16 protein-coding genes are annotated in these 18447 nt (G+C 42.1%); all 16 read right to left on the bottom strand.

The window, feature by feature from the left end; translation table 11 throughout:
- Positions 1-29: 29 nt before the first annotated feature.
- Complete coding sequence (locus tag AC1DQW_RS16770) at positions 30-2006, bottom strand: amidohydrolase family protein (RefSeq protein ID WP_477455136.1); 1977 nt, start codon at positions 2004-2006, stop codon at positions 30-32.
- Between the two features lie 72 nt (positions 2007-2078).
- Complete coding sequence (locus AC1DQW_RS16765; RefSeq protein ID WP_477455135.1) at positions 2079-2444, bottom strand: hypothetical protein; 366 nt, start codon at positions 2442-2444, stop codon at positions 2079-2081.
- Positions 2445-2609: 165 nt separating this feature from the next.
- Positions 2610-3236: an alpha-ketoglutarate-dependent dioxygenase AlkB family protein gene (locus tag AC1DQW_RS16760; RefSeq protein ID WP_477455134.1), complete on the bottom strand. Its 627-nt coding sequence runs from the start codon at positions 3234-3236 to the stop codon at positions 2610-2612.
- 261 nt (positions 3237-3497) lie between these two features.
- Positions 3498-4805 carry an ammonium transporter gene (locus tag AC1DQW_RS16755; RefSeq protein WP_477455133.1) on the bottom strand — a complete coding sequence of 436 codons (1308 nt, stop codon included), beginning with the start codon at positions 4803-4805 and terminating at the stop codon, positions 3498-3500.
- A 106-nt stretch (positions 4806-4911) separates the two neighbouring features.
- Positions 4912-6411, bottom strand: coding sequence for an NADH-quinone oxidoreductase subunit N (locus AC1DQW_RS16750; protein ID WP_477455132.1), 1500 nt, complete (start codon positions 6409-6411; stop codon positions 4912-4914).
- Positions 6411-8015: a complex I subunit 4 family protein gene (locus tag AC1DQW_RS16745; protein ID WP_477455131.1), complete on the bottom strand. Its 1605-nt coding sequence runs from the start codon at positions 8013-8015 to the stop codon at positions 6411-6413. The genes AC1DQW_RS16750 and AC1DQW_RS16745 overlap by 1 nt, the downstream gene beginning before the upstream one ends.
- Positions 8016-8020: 5 nt before the next feature.
- Positions 8021-10132 carry an NADH-quinone oxidoreductase subunit 5 family protein gene (locus AC1DQW_RS16740; RefSeq protein ID WP_477455130.1) on the bottom strand — a complete coding sequence of 704 codons (2112 nt, stop codon included), beginning with the start codon at positions 10130-10132 and terminating at the stop codon, positions 8021-8023.
- Between the two features lie 27 nt (positions 10133-10159).
- Positions 10160-10465, bottom strand: a complete 306-nt coding sequence (gene nuoK, locus AC1DQW_RS16735) for an NADH-quinone oxidoreductase subunit NuoK (protein WP_477401493.1) — start codon at positions 10463-10465, stop codon at positions 10160-10162.
- The gene (locus AC1DQW_RS16730; protein ID WP_477455129.1) at positions 10462-11010 is read right to left on the bottom strand and encodes an NADH-quinone oxidoreductase subunit J family protein; all 549 of its coding nucleotides are present in this window, start codon (positions 11008-11010) and stop codon (positions 10462-10464) included. The genes nuoK and AC1DQW_RS16730 overlap by 4 nt, the downstream gene beginning before the upstream one ends.
- Positions 11007-11597: a 4Fe-4S binding protein gene (locus AC1DQW_RS16725; protein ID WP_477401495.1), complete on the bottom strand. Its 591-nt coding sequence runs from the start codon at positions 11595-11597 to the stop codon at positions 11007-11009. Before AC1DQW_RS16725 ends, AC1DQW_RS16730 begins: the two co-directional genes overlap by 4 nt.
- A 71-nt stretch (positions 11598-11668) precedes the next feature.
- Positions 11669-12739, bottom strand: a complete 1071-nt coding sequence (nuoH, locus tag AC1DQW_RS16720) for an NADH-quinone oxidoreductase subunit NuoH (RefSeq protein WP_477455128.1) — start codon at positions 12737-12739, stop codon at positions 11669-11671.
- Between the two features lie 195 nt (positions 12740-12934).
- Positions 12935-13777, bottom strand: a complete 843-nt coding sequence (murI, locus tag AC1DQW_RS16715; protein ID WP_477455127.1) for a glutamate racemase — start codon at positions 13775-13777, stop codon at positions 12935-12937.
- A 66-nt stretch (positions 13778-13843) separates the two neighbouring features.
- Entirely contained in the window at positions 13844-14356 is a 513-nt protein-coding gene (locus AC1DQW_RS16710) for an OmpH/Skp family outer membrane protein (RefSeq protein WP_477401498.1), read from the bottom strand.
- Between the two features lie 55 nt (positions 14357-14411).
- Positions 14412-14942 (bottom strand): OmpH/Skp family outer membrane protein, encoded by a 531-nt coding sequence (locus tag AC1DQW_RS16705; RefSeq protein ID WP_477401499.1) that lies wholly within the window; start codon positions 14940-14942, stop codon positions 14412-14414.
- A 14-nt stretch (positions 14943-14956) separates the two neighbouring features.
- A complete protein-coding gene (bamA, locus tag AC1DQW_RS16700; protein ID WP_477455126.1) occupies positions 14957-17509 on the bottom strand; it encodes an outer membrane protein assembly factor BamA in 2553 nt (850 codons plus the stop codon).
- A 63-nt stretch (positions 17510-17572) separates the two neighbouring features.
- The gene (locus tag AC1DQW_RS16695) at positions 17573-18313 is read right to left on the bottom strand and encodes an isoprenyl transferase (protein WP_477455125.1); all 741 of its coding nucleotides are present in this window, start codon (positions 18311-18313) and stop codon (positions 17573-17575) included.
- Between the last annotated feature and the right edge of the window lie 134 nt (positions 18314-18447).

The raw sequence follows: 18447 nt of genomic DNA, 5'->3' as shown, positions 1-18447 counted from the left end.
TTCAGAAAAAAAATCTACACATCTTAAATCTACTTGGTAAAACCAACCATCTGGTGCAATTTTACCGGATCATAAACCTTACCACTTTTAATCACTACCGATACTTTACGAATCTCACTGATATTTTTTAATGGGTCGCCATCTACAATAATTATATCTGCCTGTTTACCCGCATCTATGGAGCCGGTCATGTTATCTGTGTGCATTACCGTTGCAGGTATTATGGTGGCGGTTTTAATGGCTTCTGCAGGGGTAAGTCCGGCGGCTACATAAAGCTCCAGTTCGCGGTCAAGGCTATACCCGGGGAAACCCATATCGGTACCGGCAACAATAGGTACTCCGGCATCATAAAGTTTTTTCACAAGCATCTGCATACCATTTACCAGCGGCTTATATTTTGCCGCCTGCGCCGGCTCCATTCCCATATTTTTAAACAAAGCCTGTAATGGCAGGGGCAGATTATAAAATGCAGGCTCAAGTTGGGTAACATCATCTTTAACGTTCCTGAACGCCATTTCAAAAACTCCAATAGTTGGATCGATAACCACATGATGCTGTTTGATAAAGTTTATAGCAGCTATACTTACCGAATCATTTATATCAATCGAGCGGTCATCATTGCGCTTCATCATAGCATACACGTATTGCATATGGTTTACCATGTTCATACCCGAATCAACTCCCTGCTGCAGCGTCATACCATTTGGAATATGACCGGTAACTGTAAGACCTAAACGGTGCGCCTCGTTGCAGATGGCCTTTACAATAGCTGGCTTTGCCGAACTGTAGATCTTTATTTGCTGAAAACCATTCTGCTGGTAACGGTCAACCGCTTTAATGGCTTCTTCTTTAGTATCCGCCTGGATGATGCCTAAAGCATACTGACCTTTACCATCAATAATACCTGCTTTTATAATATTAGGACCAACACCTTTGCCCCCATCAATAGCTGCTTTTATGGCATTGATGTACCCAAACTCATTACCGCAATCGCGCACGGTGGTTACGCCGGCTGCAAGATACGCCGGCCCCCATTCGGCCTGTTCAAAGTGCGAATGCATATCCCATAGCCCCGGTAAAATAGTTTTACCCTGCGCGCTGATGATCTTAGCATTTGCAGGAATTTTAATAGTGCCGGCTTTGCCTGTACTTTTAATCAGGCCATTCTCAATTAAAACTACAGCGTCTGTTATAGCGGTGCCGGTTTTTACATCTACCAGTGTACCGCCGGTTATCGCTATCAGTTTATCAACCGGCCCGGATGGCGCAGCGGCTTTGGCAAATATCTGCATGCCATATACAGCTGCCCTGCTGATGAGTTGGGGTAACAATTCTTCATATTGCGCACGCATCATTTCCAGCTTATCACCTTCGGCATCGTTGGTGATAAGGCAAATGAGGTTATCTTTACTATCTGTCCAAACCAATTCGTTACCCCAAACCAGTCCGCTTATCATAAAGCGATCTAACTTTAAGGGTTTACCTTTAAAAACCAGTTCATCAACACCATCTTTTATTATTTGTACCGATCCAAACGGCAGTGTGTTAATGCTTTTTGGCTGCTTATGTTGTTTCCAATACTGAACTAATGCCTGCTGGACCGTACCCGGCGAATACCCGGCAACCGGGAAACTTAAAGGCAATAGCTTTTGCGTATATGATGAATCATTAACCCTGATAGCTACATCATTACCTTTGATTGTAACTTTATCATCAACTGTTGAAAACCGGGAGGTGCTGCCTTTAATGGTGAGTTCCAACGGATCAGCAGCCGGGTTTACCTTTAATTCCGCTTTCAACGGCACCGGCGAACCCCGGTCAACAAACTTAAAATCGATGGTATAATGAACCGCGTCTTTATACTTATGCACCGTGTAGGTTTCTTTACCTATGTGCTGCTCAAACTTATGTAAAAAGAAAGTTCCGCTATCGGCAGGTAAATCAGTTTGTGCGTTGGCAGCTATGCAAATTGTGGAAAAGCACAGGCATAATAGATATTTTTTCATAAGGTATTTGATAAGATGAAGATATTACTTAAAAAAGGATTTTTACGATATCAGCATACAAATAGGGTTAAATCACCCTTTTTGCTCGGGGTAAAATGAATGGGTAATTTCAATAAACCCGATAATGTTATTGTTAAATTCTTCCAGTTCTTCCGCAGGCACCCAAAGCTCGTCATGAATAATTCCCCCTACGTTTTGAACCTGGTATTTTTTTAAATAGCTGGCAGGCAAGTTAAACTTGGTAACAAAGCCCGATCCGGAGGCGGGAATATTCCAGTCATGGGCTATCTGGATGGCATAAGCTTCATTCATCACCGGATAAAAAATAGGCTGTTGAGCCAATCTTTTAGGAAATTTTTTAAAACCCGACTCCTCTATCAGCTTTAACTCCTCAGGTCCAACCGGACGCCATAACGTTATAAGTTCATTTGCCTGCATGGAGGCAATTTATGGAAAATGTCTGAATTTTTTCTGAACCCGAATTCACCGAATTAAAGAATTAACAGAATAAAGCTCCAAATCCGGGCCATTCCCAAATTCGAAAAATTCAGGGCCACACAATCACCTGCACATCTAAAATCTGCACATCTGAAATCTGCACATCTAATACTTTATATCCCTAAACGTAATATTTATCCTCGGTCCAGACTCCTTACCAGTTTTGGGGACCTGGTGCAGCCAATGATGCTGGGTTTGGCCTTGCATAATCAGCAGGCTGCCATTGTTCAATGCCAACGATACTTTGGCATTTTTTTGCTCTTTATGTTTAAACTGGAAGGCACGTGTTGCCCCAAATGAGACAGAAGCGATAACCGGGTTGCCACACAGTTCCGTTTCATCATCGCTGTGCCAGCCCATGCTATCGCCGCCATGGCGATAATAATTGAGCAGGGCAGAGTTAAACTGTTTGCCGCAGCGCTGTTCGGCAGCCTCCTTTATCTTTATTAGCAAAGGCGTAAAAGGGATGGGTGTATTTATGACGCCCGAGTAGGTGTAGATTTGATCGCCATCGGCATACCAGGAAGTGAGCCGTGGAAAGTTCACCATTTTATTGTAGATCTTCATTTTATCCTGTTTCCAGAGGATAGTATGTTTCAGCTGCTCAAAGATATCATAAACTCCTTCCTCCTCATAAAAATTAGGATACAGGAAAACCTCACCATCAAAAGGTAATATATTTTGATGGGCGGTATTAAACATACCTAACTGGTTATCTGCAAAAAGATCCATGTTAAAAAGAGTCAAGAAATAACAGCCGGAAAACAAGACAAACGAAAAATTGACATGCTTCTTGTTTCCATTTAAAAAATTAGACAAAATAAAATGAAAACCGTTTAACCAATATAGCAAAACTCAGCACATTTTTCTGTATTGTCCGAACATTTTAGTCATTTCTCCTTCTATCCTCGCTCCATCAACCTTTACTCCAAAAAAAAATCCGGCTTTTCAGCCGGACTTTCAGGTTTATTGATTTGGTATGAAATTCGATAATTAAAGTTTTTCGCCATGCTGGCTAATATCCAACCCAAGCTCTTCATCCTCTGCCGATACCCTTAAAGGCGATATCATATCTGTTATTCTTAACAATAACAATGAGCCGAAGAACGAAAATATGGATACCCCGATAAGCGCGATAAGCTGCACCAAAAACAGGTGGGTTTCGCCAAAAAACAAGCCGTTACCTGTACTATTAGCCGCATTTACATGCTGATTGGCAAATACCCCTGTAAGCAGCATACCCACCATACCACCAACCCCATGGCAAGGGAACACATCGAGGGTATCATCAATGGTAGTGCGCGTGCGCCACTCCACAACCAGGTTGCTCACCACGGCCGATATGATACCAATAGCCAGCGAATGCGGTACAGTTACATAACCTGCAGCCGGAGTAATAGCCACTAAACCTACCACAGCACCAATACAGGTACCCATAGCAGATGGCTTACGGCCACGCAGCATATCAAAAAATATCCAGGTGATACCACCGGCAGCCGAAGCCGTTGTACTGGTTGCCAGTGCAGTAACTGCCAAAGCATTGGCGCCAAAGGCCGAACCTGCATTAAACCCAAACCAGCCAAACCATAAAAGCCCCGTACCTATCATCACGTAAGTGATACGGGCCGGTGAATGATTGGCTTCGTTACGTCGTTTTAAGTATAAAGCGGAGGCTAAAGCAGCCCAACCTGCCGACATGTGCACTACCGTTCCACCGGCAAAATCAAGTACGCCCAATTTGGCCAAAATGCCATCGGGGTGCCAGGTACAATGCGCCAATGGCGAAAATATAAAGATGGAGAACAGTACAAGAAAAATAATGTAGGAGTTAAAACGGATCCGCTCGGCAAAAGCACCGGTAATAAGCGCCGGGGTTATTATCGCAAATTTTAACTGGTACATGGCAAACAGTAGTAAAGGTATAGTTGGGGCTGCCTTCCACGTAGCATTACCCAGCATTCTCTTCATCATAAAATAGGTGGCCGGGTTACCAATAAAACCATGGAAACTTTCGCCAAAGGCCAAACTAAAACCAAATATGCCCCAAAAAACAGTAATAATAACCATGCAAACAATACTTTGCAACATGGTTGAAATCACGTTCTTTTTATTAACCATACCACCGTAAAAAAACGCAAGGCCGGGAGTCATGATCAAAACAAGAGCTGTCGACATCAGCATCCATGCAATATCACCGGTATTAAAATGAGGATCCCCGGAATTCTTAAACTCAACAGATGGAAAAATAAATGTCAGCGTTAGAATTGTAAGTATAATTAAGAAAGGAATATACCGCTTCATGTGAGAATATAGAACTGATTTTAAAACGGCCTGAAATTAATACTTTTCCGGTAATAAATCTACAATTTGGCCAGTTTTTTATTAAATAGGTAATAAAAAAACAGCATTATAGGTATTTAAGTACAAAATCAGGAAAAATCCCTAACAAAATCAATATAAAACTTACAACTACAGCCAAAATCAACAAATTATAGGATTTTTTGTAGATAATCTCCTGATTTTCTGATCGTTTTAAAAACAAGTTTAGCGGTATTTTTATGTAGTAAAACAAGGAGACAACAGTAGTTAAAGCGCCGGTAGCCATCAGCAGCATCAGCCAGATACTATGGCTTTGCTGGTAAACACTATACACTGCCGAAAACACAAATATTTTACCTGTAAACCCCGCCGAAACAGGCAAACCCGTAAGGGATATGAGTATAATGGTGAAGCAAACAGACGCGATGGGATATTTTAAACCAAGCCCTTTATAACCATCCAAGTTCTCTGCATCGGCAACATTACTAAAGTAAGAGGCCAGCGCCAACGCGCCAATATTTGCCAGCGCGTAAACCAGCAGGTAATAAGTTAATGCAGCCAGGCCCTGCAAATTTAGGATCACTACGGCCATTAATGCAAAACCCGTATGCCCTATGCTTGAGTAGGCCAGCATACGTTTAACATTGCTTTGCATTACTGCTGCAAAATTACCAGCTATCATGCTGATAATACCTGCAATAGATAATATGATAGCAAGATCAAAACCTGTTTCTTTACCCAAAACCATTACCGGCGCCAAAAAATTAACCAATAAGGCAAAGGCGGCTATTTTGGGCAGCGTTGACAGGTACGCTGTAATGGGTGTAGGCGCCCCTTCGTATACATCAGGTACCCAAAAATGAACCGGAACAAAAGAGAGTTTGAATCCTATGCCCACCAATACCAACATAATGGCGAAGGATGAGCTCAAAGGATTTACCTTTAAAAGTTCTGCAATGGTCGACTGAAAAACTATATCTAAAGAGCCGCTGAAACCATACAGTAACGAGATTCCGTACAACATAATTGCCGAAGACGCGGCCCCAAACAACACATACTTTAACCCGGCCTCGGTGCTGAAAGCATTCTCAGACCGGTAGGCTACCATCAGGTACGATGCTATGGAAACCATTTCGATAGCAAGATAAATAGATAGCAGGTTTACTGCCATCACCATTAAATGCAGCCCTAATATAGAAGCAATGGCTATAGAATATAAATCAGACAATCCTTTTTGATGACTATTCAGCTTTTCATCCCAGGTAAAATACAACAGGATAATGAATGCCAGTATATCAATAAAAAGTTTAAACCACACACCGGTATGACTAAGCAACAGCATGTTGCTAAATATAAAATGCTGCACGCCCAGTGTCATTCCCACTTGCTGCAAATCTTTAAACAGCACAAACAACAGCCCGGCGCAAGCCACTGCACGGCAAAGGCCGGTTGATCTTTTACCAAATAACAAATCGGTTATCATAACCACCAGGAACAGCAGGCCAAGATAAACCTCGGGCACAAAATAGGTTACGCTGCCAAAAACATCGTTTAACTGATCGGATATATGGGTTAGCAGATCGTGCATTATTTTGCTTGTAAAAATTGTATCAATGCAAGCACCGAATCGTTGATCTTATCAAAAACCAACGATGGCATAATACCTAATACCAGGGCTATTAAAGCCAACGGCGCAAGGGTTAACTTTTCGCGCAGATTCAAGTCGGTAAGGGCCGTTTTCCAAACGCTGCCCCCTTTTAACGATTCCTGGCCAAAGAACATGCGCTGCAATGTCCATAAGAAGTAGGCAGCACTTAAAAGTATCCCTAATGTACCGCAAACAGCCATCCAGTAAGGTAACAAACCGTTAACCGAATGCGATTTGAACACCCCGGCTAAAGTAAAAGCCTCGGCCACAAATGCCGAAAAACCCGGCAACCCCAGCGATGCAAAAAACGCGATCATTACAAAAGCGGTATACTTTGGCATCATAGTACCTAATCCACGGAAATGGTAAATATCCCTGTCATGAACCCGGTTGTAAATAACCCCTACCAGGAAGAACAGCATGGTTGATAAAAATCCGTGACTTACCATTTGCATTACCGACCCACTGATGCCTTCGGCAGTTTGGGAGGCGATGCCCAACAGTACAAAACCCATGTGAGATACCGACGAATAAGCTATCATCCGTTTCAGGTCGCGTTGAGCAAGAGCGTTAAGGGCACCATATAAAATAGAGATCACCCCAAGTAAACCAAGCCAGAACGCATGCGTGGTGGCCACATCAGGGAAAATCCCGATACAAATACGGATGATACCGTAACCACCAATTTTTAGCAGGATACCAGCCAGTATAATAGATACTGGCGTTGGTGCTTCCACGTGCGCATCGGGCAGCCAGGTATGCAATGGCACTACCGGCACTTTAATAGCAAAAGCGATAAACAGCACCACAAAACCAACTGTACGCGCAGGCATACCCAATATGGTTTGATGCCCGGCTATAGAGAATACTGATTGGGCGCTGTAATTGGCCGGGTTCATCATTTGCACCATGTTAAAGGTATGATTGCCCGTGGCAGGGTCGGTAACGGATAGGTATAACCCAACCATCACCAACAACATAAATACCGAACCAAACAGCGTGTAAAGAAAAAATTTGATGGCCGCGTACTCCCTGCGCGCGCCACCCCACATCCCGATAAGGAAATATAATGGCAACAGCATCAGCTCATAAAACATGTAGAACAGGAAAAAATCCAGCGCGCAAAACACGCCGATAACCGCCATATCCAATAATAAAAACAACAGGAAGAAGCCTTTAAGGTTGCTTTTAATCTCCCACGAGGCCAAAGTTGCAATCACCAATACCAGCGAAGTCATAACCAGCAGCGTGATAGAGATCCCATCGATACCTACAAAATAATCTATCTGCATTTTCCCCATGCTGCCCAGGTTAAGCGCTATCCAGGGTAGCTTTTGAACAAACTGAAACTGGTTTTCATGATTAATGCCACCATAAGTTGCCCCCGTTTTAAAGTGCAGGTATATCCAAACGCTGATACCTAATTGTACCAGGGTAGCCAGCAATGTAATATATTTAAAACTGCCCCGCATAGATGAAGGCAGCAGCATGATGATAAAGCCGAACAGTACAGGTATAAATATGAGTAAGGTTAATATATTCATCAGGTTTACATCAGTATTTTTAAAATAAACAGCGTTAGTACAATTATCAACATGCTAAACAAATAGTACTGTACTTTACCACTTTGGAAGCTACGTGCAAAATTGCCAATACTTTGCACAATGGCCGCTATTAAATGCAAAAAGCCATCTACAATGTACTTATCGGCCCAGGCGGTTAACAGCGCAGCGCAGCCACTTATTTTAGTTAGCAAATGGATAAAGCCATCAATAATATTTTTATCGAACCAAAAACATGCTTTGCCAAAACCAAGTACCGGTTTCACAAAAGCACGTTTATATATTTTATCAATATACCATTGGTTGTAGGACAGACGATATAAAAAGCCCGTTTGCGGGAGCGAGAAGCTGTTTTGCTTTACATAGATGGCATAAGCCGCATAGAGCACAAACAAGCTTAATACGTTTACCCCTGCCGGAATAATTGTGTGGTATATATTTTCGCGAACGAGGTAATTAGATGGTGACAGGCCGTTAAATACCCAGGCATGCTCATACAGCAGGGGATGGAGCGAGAACAACGGGAACAAACTGCAAATGGCTAATAAAGCCAATGGCAATTTATATTGCCAGCCCCCATCGCCGATGTGCAGCTTAATATCCGGGTTTATCTTCAATAACCTAAATTCGCCAAAAAAAACTCTAACGATAAGCCTGGCTACATAAAAAGCGGTAAGCCAGGTAGTAAGCAAAGCTGTAACCGGAATAATTTTGAACCATGCACTCCTGCTATCGCTCCATTCAAATGTCTGGATCAAAATACCATCTTTAGATAAGTAGCCCGAGGTTAGCGGTAAACCAATCAAAGCCAAACCGCCAATAATGGCAGCTATAAAAGTAAATGGCAGCTTTTTACGCAGGCCACCCATGTACAGGATGCTCTGCGGATCTATGTCCAGGTTGTTATCTTCCTTAATGTGCTGCACCTGGTGAATGACTATACCTGCCACCAAAAACAACAGGCATTTAAAGAACGCATGCGTAGCCAAATGGAAAAGCGATGAGGCATATGCCCCAACTCCCATTGCCAGTATCATAAAGCCTAATTGCGATATAGTGGAATAAGCGAGGATCCGTTTCAGATCGTTTTGAGTGAGGGCTATAGTGGCCGCCATAAAAGCCGTAAAGCAACCGATACAGGCCAGTATGGTGAGCTCGGTTTCTGTAAACACAGGGTACACCCTACCCAATAAAAACACGCCTGCGGCAACCATAGTAGCTGCATGGATCAACGCAGAAACCGAAGTAGGGCCCTCCATGGCATCGGGAAGCCAGGTATGCAGCGGAAACTGGGCAGATTTGGCAGCGACGGCCAGGAAGATGCCGGCGACAGCAATGTATTGCCAGATGGCAGGTAATGAGCCTTTGGCGCCGTCAGCCAGCCAAACTGAGCCCATAGATTTTGGCAGCAGATCCGGAGTAACAACCCACAGCCCATCATGAACTGAAGTAAAACTTACAATTCCTTGCGGCCCAAATAGTGAATTGATATCAAAAGTGCCATACATGGTAAAAATGATGATAATTGCGCTAAGCAAGCCAATATCGCCAATACGGTTCATGATAAAGGCTTTTTTATTGGCCTGTACCGCTTTGTCCCTGGTAAACCAAAACCCTATCAGCAGGTACGATGAAAAGCCCACCAACTCCCAAAAAGCATAAAACAATACCAGGTTATCAACCACTACCAAAGCCAGCATGCTGAAGCAAAAGAAGCTGAGGTAAGTAAAGTATCTGCTGTACCGCCCATCATACTTCATGTAAGCGGTAGAATAAATATGCACCGGCAAAGCGATAACCGATACCAGCAACAGCATCAACACCGATAGGTTATTCAATAATATCCCGGCGTAAACCCTGGTATGGCCTATAGTGAACCAAACCTGTTTTACATGGACCTGAGGGTTATTCCAAACCCCGGCAAATACTTTAGCTGCCAAAACACAACTCAACAAAATCCCCAAAGTTGATATCCAACCTGCCGCCTTACTTTTTTCCGGCAGGCAAAAGTTTAGCAAACCGGCAAGCAGCGGTGAGGCCACAGCCGCGATGGTGCAGGTGATGAGGGTGAGATCCTGGTATGGTAAAGTGTTATTCAAGTTTTAATTTTAATATTCTACGATTTATCAATCCTTCAAATTATTTATCTTACCCGGATCAATGGTTTTATATTTTCGGTACACATTCAGGATAATGGCCAACGCTACCGCCGTTGTTGCGGCAGCCAGTACAATGGCAAACAGGGCGAAGATCTGCCCGCTGTTGCTTATGCTATCGTGTTTGCCAAAAGCCACCAGGTTTAATATGGCGGCATTCAATATCAATTCAATACCGATAAGGATCTGGATAGCATTACGCTTTGATACGATCATGTACAATCCTATGCAAAAAAGTGCTGCACTTACCACCAAAAAATCGGTTAATGTGATCATGCGCTGCCCTCCTTTCGTGACAAATGCGCCGCGCCAACCAAAGCCATCAGCAATAAAATAGAGATGGCCTCAAAGGGCAGCAAATACCGGGTCATTAAGTTAACACCAATGTTATCTATCATCACCGCATTTGGTGTGATGGTGTTGTTATAAGCGATAGAATCCTTTACCCAGGCCAGGTTATCGGTATCGGCCTTTAACACTACGTTGATCATCACTATAAAGAACAATGCTGCCAGCAATATGGCAGGCAGTTTCCCCAGGCTAAAAAATTTCCCTTTCTGTTGTTGTATCACGTTTAAAGTTTCTTTACCCGATAGCATAAAGGCAAAAATGATTAGCACCAATATACCTCCTACGTAAATTACCACCTGGGTTACGGCCACAAAATCGGCCAGGGCCAAAACGTATAATCCGGCCAGGGCAAACAGCGTTACAAAAAACACAAAGATGCTGCGTACTAAATTTTTGGTTGATGCCGCGTACAATGCCGAAGCAATGGCAATAGCACTCATAAAGTAAAATAGCACACGGATTAAACTCATGCCCCACCCTCCTTTTTTTGCATAGCGGCCAGTTTAGCAGCCTGCTTTTCGGCCTGCTGCTTATCAAACAGGGCGCGCTTCTCGGCGGCAACCTCTGGCGGCATATCCGAGAACTGGTAGGTAAGGTCGCTTAGCTCAAATACGGTTTTGTCATATTGGTTGGTCATCACAATGCACTCGGTTGGGCATACAATAGTGCACAGGCCGCAATACATGCATTTGGCCATGTCAATATCAAACTTAGCGGCATACAGGCGTTTTGTTGTACCATCTGATGTTTGCCCGATGGCTTCCGTAGCCTTAATGGCTTCAATATCTATGCAATCAACCGGGCATACTTTGGCACATAAATCGCATACAATACAATCGTCCATCTCCACATCCAGCTGGTAGCGGCCTATTTCGGGAACGGGCAGCTGTTGTTTGGGGTATTGGATGGTGTTGGTACCTTTTTCCAGTTGTTTAAAGTAATTACTGTCGCTTACGGTAATAATTTTCCTGGCTGAATTAGACGCAAAGAGATGCCTTATGGTAAGACTTAAACCTTTCCATGCCGTTGCAAAACCGTTGATTACTCTTTTGAACACTAATTATTAAATTCTAAATTTAAATCCTCTCAAATTCGAAATCGAACATTCTAAATCCGAAATTATATTCGCTACATCAGCCACAATCTCCATACTCCCGATACCAATATACAGACAAAGGCCAGTGGGGTTAGCACTTTCCAGCAGAGATTCATGAGCTGGTCTACCCGGAAACGGGGTAGTGTCCACCTGATCCACATTTGTACGGCTACTAATCCTAATGTTTTTATTGTCACCCACAAAATGCCCCATGCCATGTTGGTTGTCCAGTCGGCTAAATGAACCCGGCCTATGTTTGGCAATGGTGTGTTCCATGYGCCTAAAAATAGGATAACCCCTATCATGGATACCAGGAACATCATGGAATATTCGGCCAGGAAAACCAGCGCGAAGCGGATGCCCGTAAATTCGGTATGGAAGCCTGCCACCAGCTCCGACTCCGCTTCGGGAATATCAAATGGGGCACGATTACTCTCGGCCAGCGAAGCTATAAAATAGATCACAAAGGCGATAATGAGGTGCGGGGCGCGGAATATGTTCCAGCTAAGCAAGCCTCCCGACGTTGTTACGTCCCAAAAACCAATAAACTTTATTTTCTCTGGTGATAATATCCCTTGCTGCATAGCTATTGCCTGCAGATCGAGGGTTTGGGCTATCATCACTACAGATATGATGGCAAAACCAGCCGGAATCTCGTACGAGATGATCTGTGCGGCCGAGCGCATAGCCCCCAATATAGAATATTTGTTATTTGATCCCCAGCCGGCCATCAGGATACCCAATGTTTCGATAGAGATAATGGCAAAAATATAATAGATACCAAGATTGATTTTTGAGGGGATAAGCCCGGGGGCCCAGGGCAACGCGGCAAAGCCCATATAAACAGCAATAAAGATTACAGCAGGAGCCAACATGAAAAGCCATTTATCGGCGGCAGCGGGGATAATGAGTTCCTTTTGGAGCATCTTCATGATATCGGCAAGCGTTTGCAGCGAGCCGAATTTACCTGTCTCAGTGGGGCCAAGCCTGTCTTGTATAAATGCAGAGATCTTTCGCTCGGCATATACACCAAACAAAGCAAAAAAGGCCGAAAAGCTAAACAACCCTACCGCAACAATAAAATATGTGATATAATAATTCAAGTACCTTTTTGCTTAAGCTGCAAACTTACTAAATGTTGAACTATTTTAGACGACAAGTTTAGTATATTAAATTGGTGAGTGGTTGATTGGGTTAGCAGTTGATTAAGTTGGATTGAGTTGAGCGGTTTTAGAAGTTTTTTTTGATGGAATATGAAAGTGCCTGGCTTTATATTTTAAACTTTATTCAGCCACTCACTAACACCTCACCAAATCATTCGCCGATATAAACTTTGATTGTACCGGTGATGAAAAAAACAGCGAGGCGTGATGATCAAAATCGGTGGTATCGTCTGTGGTAGTATAAAACTGGTTGGTACCGTTTTTGGTTAATTTATTCTCCATTTCGGGATGGCGTTGCAGGTAATCAACCAGGCTTTTGGCAACTATATCTCCCTGGGCAACCACTTTCACATGGGCAGGCAGGGCAGCCTCTATTTTATCTTTTATGATGGGATAATGCGTACAGGCCAATAAAAGGGTATCAATATCGGGCGATTGGGCCATAATCTCATCCAGGTACAATTTCACAAAATAATCAGCGCCGGGCTTGTCGTACTCGCCATTCTCTATCAGCGGCACCCATAGGGGGCATGCCTGCTGGTAAACTTTTACACCCGGAAAAAAATGCTGGATCTCGAGAAGGTATGACCCGGATTGTACCGTGCCTTTTGTACCCAGTACCCCTATTTGTTTGGTTTTGGTAAAATCGCCAATGATCTCGGCAGTTGGCCTTATCACCCCGAGTACCCGTTTTGTAGGATCGCCATTTATAAGATCCTGCTGTTGTATGGTGCGCAAAGCTTTGGCCGATGCTGTATTACAAGCTAATACTACCAGTGGGCACCCTTGCTCAAACATCCATTGCACACACTCCCAGGTATACTCGTGTATGGTTTTAAACGACCGGTTTCCGTAGGGTGCACGGGCATTATCACCCAGGTATATATAATCGTAACCCGGCAATTGCTCAATAATAGATTTAAAAACCGTTAGGCCGCCAAAGCCCGAATCAAAAATACCGATGGGTTTATTTTGCATATACAAACATAAAAAAAGCGCCCCGTAAATACAGGGCGCTCTTTTATAAATGACTAATAGTTGATATTATTTTAAACCTAATTTTAATTTTACCGCAGCCATCAGGTCGTCAGCATCCGGAGATACCAGCAGGCTAACCTGTGAAGAATCCAATACATAAGCGTATCCTTTTTCTTTTGCAACTGCTTGTACTGCAGCTGTAGCTTTATCAAAAAGTGGTTTACCTAATTCATTTTTCTTTGCTTCAACCTGTTGCTGAGCATTAGTTTGATAATCAGTCATACGTTTTTGTATATCCTGAAGCTCGTTACCTTTTGCTGTACGTACAGCATCGGTCATGGTAGCCTGATCTTTTTGAAAAGCCTGGCCTTTTGTTGTGTACTCATTATTCATGGTAGTAAGTACATCAATAAAGGTTTTTTGGTAAGCCTGGATCTGAGTTGAAACAGTTTTAGTTTCTGGCATTAAGTCAATCAGCTGGTTAAAATTAATATGGCCAATTTTGGTCTGCGCATTGGCAAAGTTGCCGGCAAATATCATTCCTACTGCAACTAAAGCAACTTTAAATAGTTTTTTCATTTTTCTTGTTCTGTGTTTAATAATAGTTTTGTTCTGTTTTTATTTATTCAAAAAGTTATTTGGCAAGTACTCCGGGTTTAAGCCCTAATTTGGTTATTACTTCTGCACTTTTGTCGAGCCTTGGGCTTGCATACAGCATAATTACTTCACTGTTTTTATCAAAAATCATATCCAGATCGTTACCCTCGGCTACCGCCTGTACGGCTTTAGACACCCGATCCTGAATTGGTTTAATCAAAGAAGTGCTCTTTTGTGAAAGTTCACCGTCCGGGCCAAATTTTTGACGTTGAAAATCCTTTGCGGCCTTTTCTTTGTCTACAATCTCGGCCTCGCGGCGTTTTTTCATATCGGGCGTCATCAGTATCTGGTCGGCCTGGTAAGCTTTGTACAAACGGTCAATTTCCTGGAAACGCCCGTCAACTTCTTTTTGCCATTGATCGGATAACGCGGCAAGTTGCTTTTGCGAAGAAGCATACTCGGGCATGTGCTTCAATATATAATCCGAGTCAACATAAGCAAAACGTTGTGCATAAGCTCCTGCAAATGCTGTAAACGTTAAAATTGCTATTAAAATTATCTTCTTCATATTCGGTTCGCAAATTAATTAAATCCGCCGGATAAACTCTGAGAAATTGTAAAATGGAATTGCCCTTTATTTGCATCAGGGGCACCCGGTATTTTATCAAACCCGTAACCATAATCTAATCCAAGCAAGCCAAATATAGGTAAAAATATTCTTGCGCCCACACCTACCGAACGTCTAACGTTAAACGGATTGAACTGGTTAAAATTGTTCCAAACGTTTCCACCCTCAGCAAATGCTAATAAAAATATAGTTGCCGATTGGCTGGCGATAACCGGATGGCGCAATTCCAAGGTGTATTTGTTGTAGATGGTGCTACCAGTATTATTGGTTTGGTTTTCATTTGAACCTTCGGGCACTATGGAGAAGTTTTGGTAACCCCTTAAGCCGATGATTTCACTACCCTGTAAAAACTGGTAACTCTGCATACCATCACCACCTAACTTAAAGCGTTCAAACGGCGATGGACCAACTTCTTTGTTGTACATACCCAGGAAACCAAACCTCACCTGCGACATCAGTACAAATTTACCAACCAGTTTGGAAAACCATTGCGCATCGTATTTAAATTTATAGTATTCTACAAAATGGTAACGTTCCTGTGGAGTGGCCACCTTGTAGTTAACATTATTGAACAACGAATAAGGAGGTGTTGCCTGTACTGTAAATTTAATATTTGAACCTTGTGTTGGGAAAATAGGTGCGTCGATTGAGTTACGGGTTAATTCCTGTGTTAACTTGATGTTGAATGATGTACCATTTTGAAAAAGGTAGCCTTGATAATTATCAAGATTATAGTGGTCAAAGTTAAGGGAGTAGTTCAGCTGGAAATAGTTATCAGGCCATTTTAAGCGTTTACCCAAAGTAATTCCAATACCATTAATACGCAGGTTATTGTAGTTCGGACTGGTTTTTGCATAATACTGACCTGTTGAACTTCCTTGTGTATATGCTGATAATGCAAAGTAAATAGGTTTTTTACCACCCAACCATGGTTCGGAGAAAGTGAACGAAAAGTTTTGATAGGTACGACCGCTTGACTGGCCTCTTAAGCTTAGTTTTTGTCCATCGCCTTTTGGCAGTGGTTTGTAAGCTTTAAGGTTAAATATATTCCTTAACGAAAAGTTGTTAAAGGTAAGCCCCAGTGTACCCACCAGCTGCCCGCCACCAAAACCGCCCGAAAGTTCTATCTGATCTGAAGGTTTTTCAACAACGTTGTAAATAATATCTACAGTACCATCCTGCGGGTTAATGTTGGTTGGCTTGGGTTCGGTTTTTTGTTCGTCAAAGTTACCAAGCTGACCAATTTCACGTGCACTGCGTATTAATAACTCTTTGTTGAATTTTTGGCCTGGCTTAGTCTGGATCTCGCGCAATACAACCTTATCGTTGGTTACATCATTACCTTTAAGACTTACGCGGTTAATAGTGTATTGCGGGCCTTCATAAATACGGATGTCCAGATCCACAGTATCATTATAAACCCTTGTTTGTACAGGGTCGGCATTGAAAGTTAAATAACCATCATTTAAGTAAAGCGACGAAACATCATCATTACTTGGTGTTGGCCCGCTTAACCTTTTATTTAATTCATCTTCGCTAAATACATCGCCTTTTTTAACGTGTAATATTCTTTCCAATAACTCGGTAGTATATTTCGCATTGCCAGACCAACTTACTTTACCGAAGTAATATTTGGGGCCTTCGTAAACTTTTATCTTTACGTTAACCGTCTGATCGTCGTGTTTCCAAACAGAATCGCTTATCAATGCAGCATCACGATAGCCTTTACCCTGCATTTTTTCAATAAGGTTTAACTTATCCTCTTCGTACTTATCCTGTTTGAATTTTTTTGATCCAAAAACATTATACCATCTTCTTTTACGGGTTTTGCTTAAATACCCCCTCAGATCACCTTGCGAAAAAGCTTTGTTACCCTCAAAGGTAACATCGTTAATTTTCACTTTGGTTTTCTTGTCAATTTTTACATCGAGTATAACACTGTTGGCATCTCCCGGATCTTTACGCTGTGACATAGTAACGGTGGTATTCATAAACCCCTTCTCGTTAAAATGCTTTCTAATAATAGCCGATGTAGTGCTTAATAAATTCTCGTTTACAATTTTACCGGTCTTATCGGTTAATTTTTTCTGTATATCTTCAACTTCGCCTTTACGGATACCTGTTATATGCAGGCGGGATAAACGCGGGCGCTCCACTACTACAATTTCAAGGTAAACGGTATCAAGGTTAATTTTAGTAATGTTTAACTGTACATCATCAAACAAGCCTTGCTCGTATAATTTCTTTATTACTTCGGCATTACGTTCGCCCGGTAAATTAATACGATCGCCTTTTGTTAATTTTGAAAGCAATATCAAATTATCCTTATCAAGATATTTTACTCCACTTACGGTAATACCACCTATGATATAATCGCGCGGATTAAGGTAACTTAAACTATCAGCCGGTATCTGTTTTGTGAGTGGTTGCCTCGGTGGATTGGAAACCTGGGCCAGTGCAGCGGTACCAAAAACAGAGAAAAGAATAGCAAAAAGAAATTTATACATTCGAATATTTTAGTGGGCTAAAATTAATTTATACAGTTGTTAAAAAGTGTTAAAAGAAAAAATTTAGTTAAGCTGCTCACTTGTCATACCAAAACGACGTTCGCGTTTTTGGTAATCAAGTATGGCTTCGTACAAATCTTCCTTCCTGAAATCGGGCCATAGCTTTGCCGTAAAATACAACTCTGCATAGGCAATTTGCCATAATAAATAGTTACTTATCCGATATTCGCCGCCGGTTCTGATCAGTAATTCAGGATCGKGCATATCGTTGGTGAATAAATTTCTTTCAAAAACATCTTCATTAATATCTTCCACTTGCAGGTCTCCGCTTTTTACCTGCAGGGCTATGTTTTTTGCAGCGTGTAAAATTTCGCGTCTTGAGCCATAGCTTAAAGCCAGGGTAAGTACCACTCCCGTATTTAACGAGGTTTTTTGCATGGCAGCATTAAGTTCCTTTAAGCATTTTGGAGGTAGCATGTCCAAATCGCCAATGGCATTTAGCTTAATATTGTTTTTCATGAAGCCGGCTATTTCCTTATGGATGGTGCTTACCATAAGTTCCATTATAGCCATAACCTCAAATTTGGGTCTGTTCCAGTTTTCTGATGAGAAGGTATATAGTGTAATATATTTTATACCCAGTTTATCTGCGCCCTCAACAACGTCCCTAACAGATACTACACCATTATGATGACCAAATACCCTTAATTTGCCTTTTCCTTTTGCCCAACGGCCGTTGCCATCCATAATGATAGCTACATGCTTAGGGAGTTTTAACAAATCAATCTGATCCAAATATTCCATATTACTCATTATCAAAAACCGTGTAATGGTTTAAAAGACATGCCTTTGTTTTTAAATTCTATCAACGCTATGTCTAATAAATATTTGTTTTTAGACTAATCAACCTTAAAAATTAACCGGTTACAGCTTACAGC

It is taken from the genome of Mucilaginibacter sp. P5_A4 (assembly GCF_056400605.1).
The sequence above is the reverse complement of the archived record's forward strand: the minus strand, read 5'-3'. Positions and strand labels throughout refer to the sequence as shown.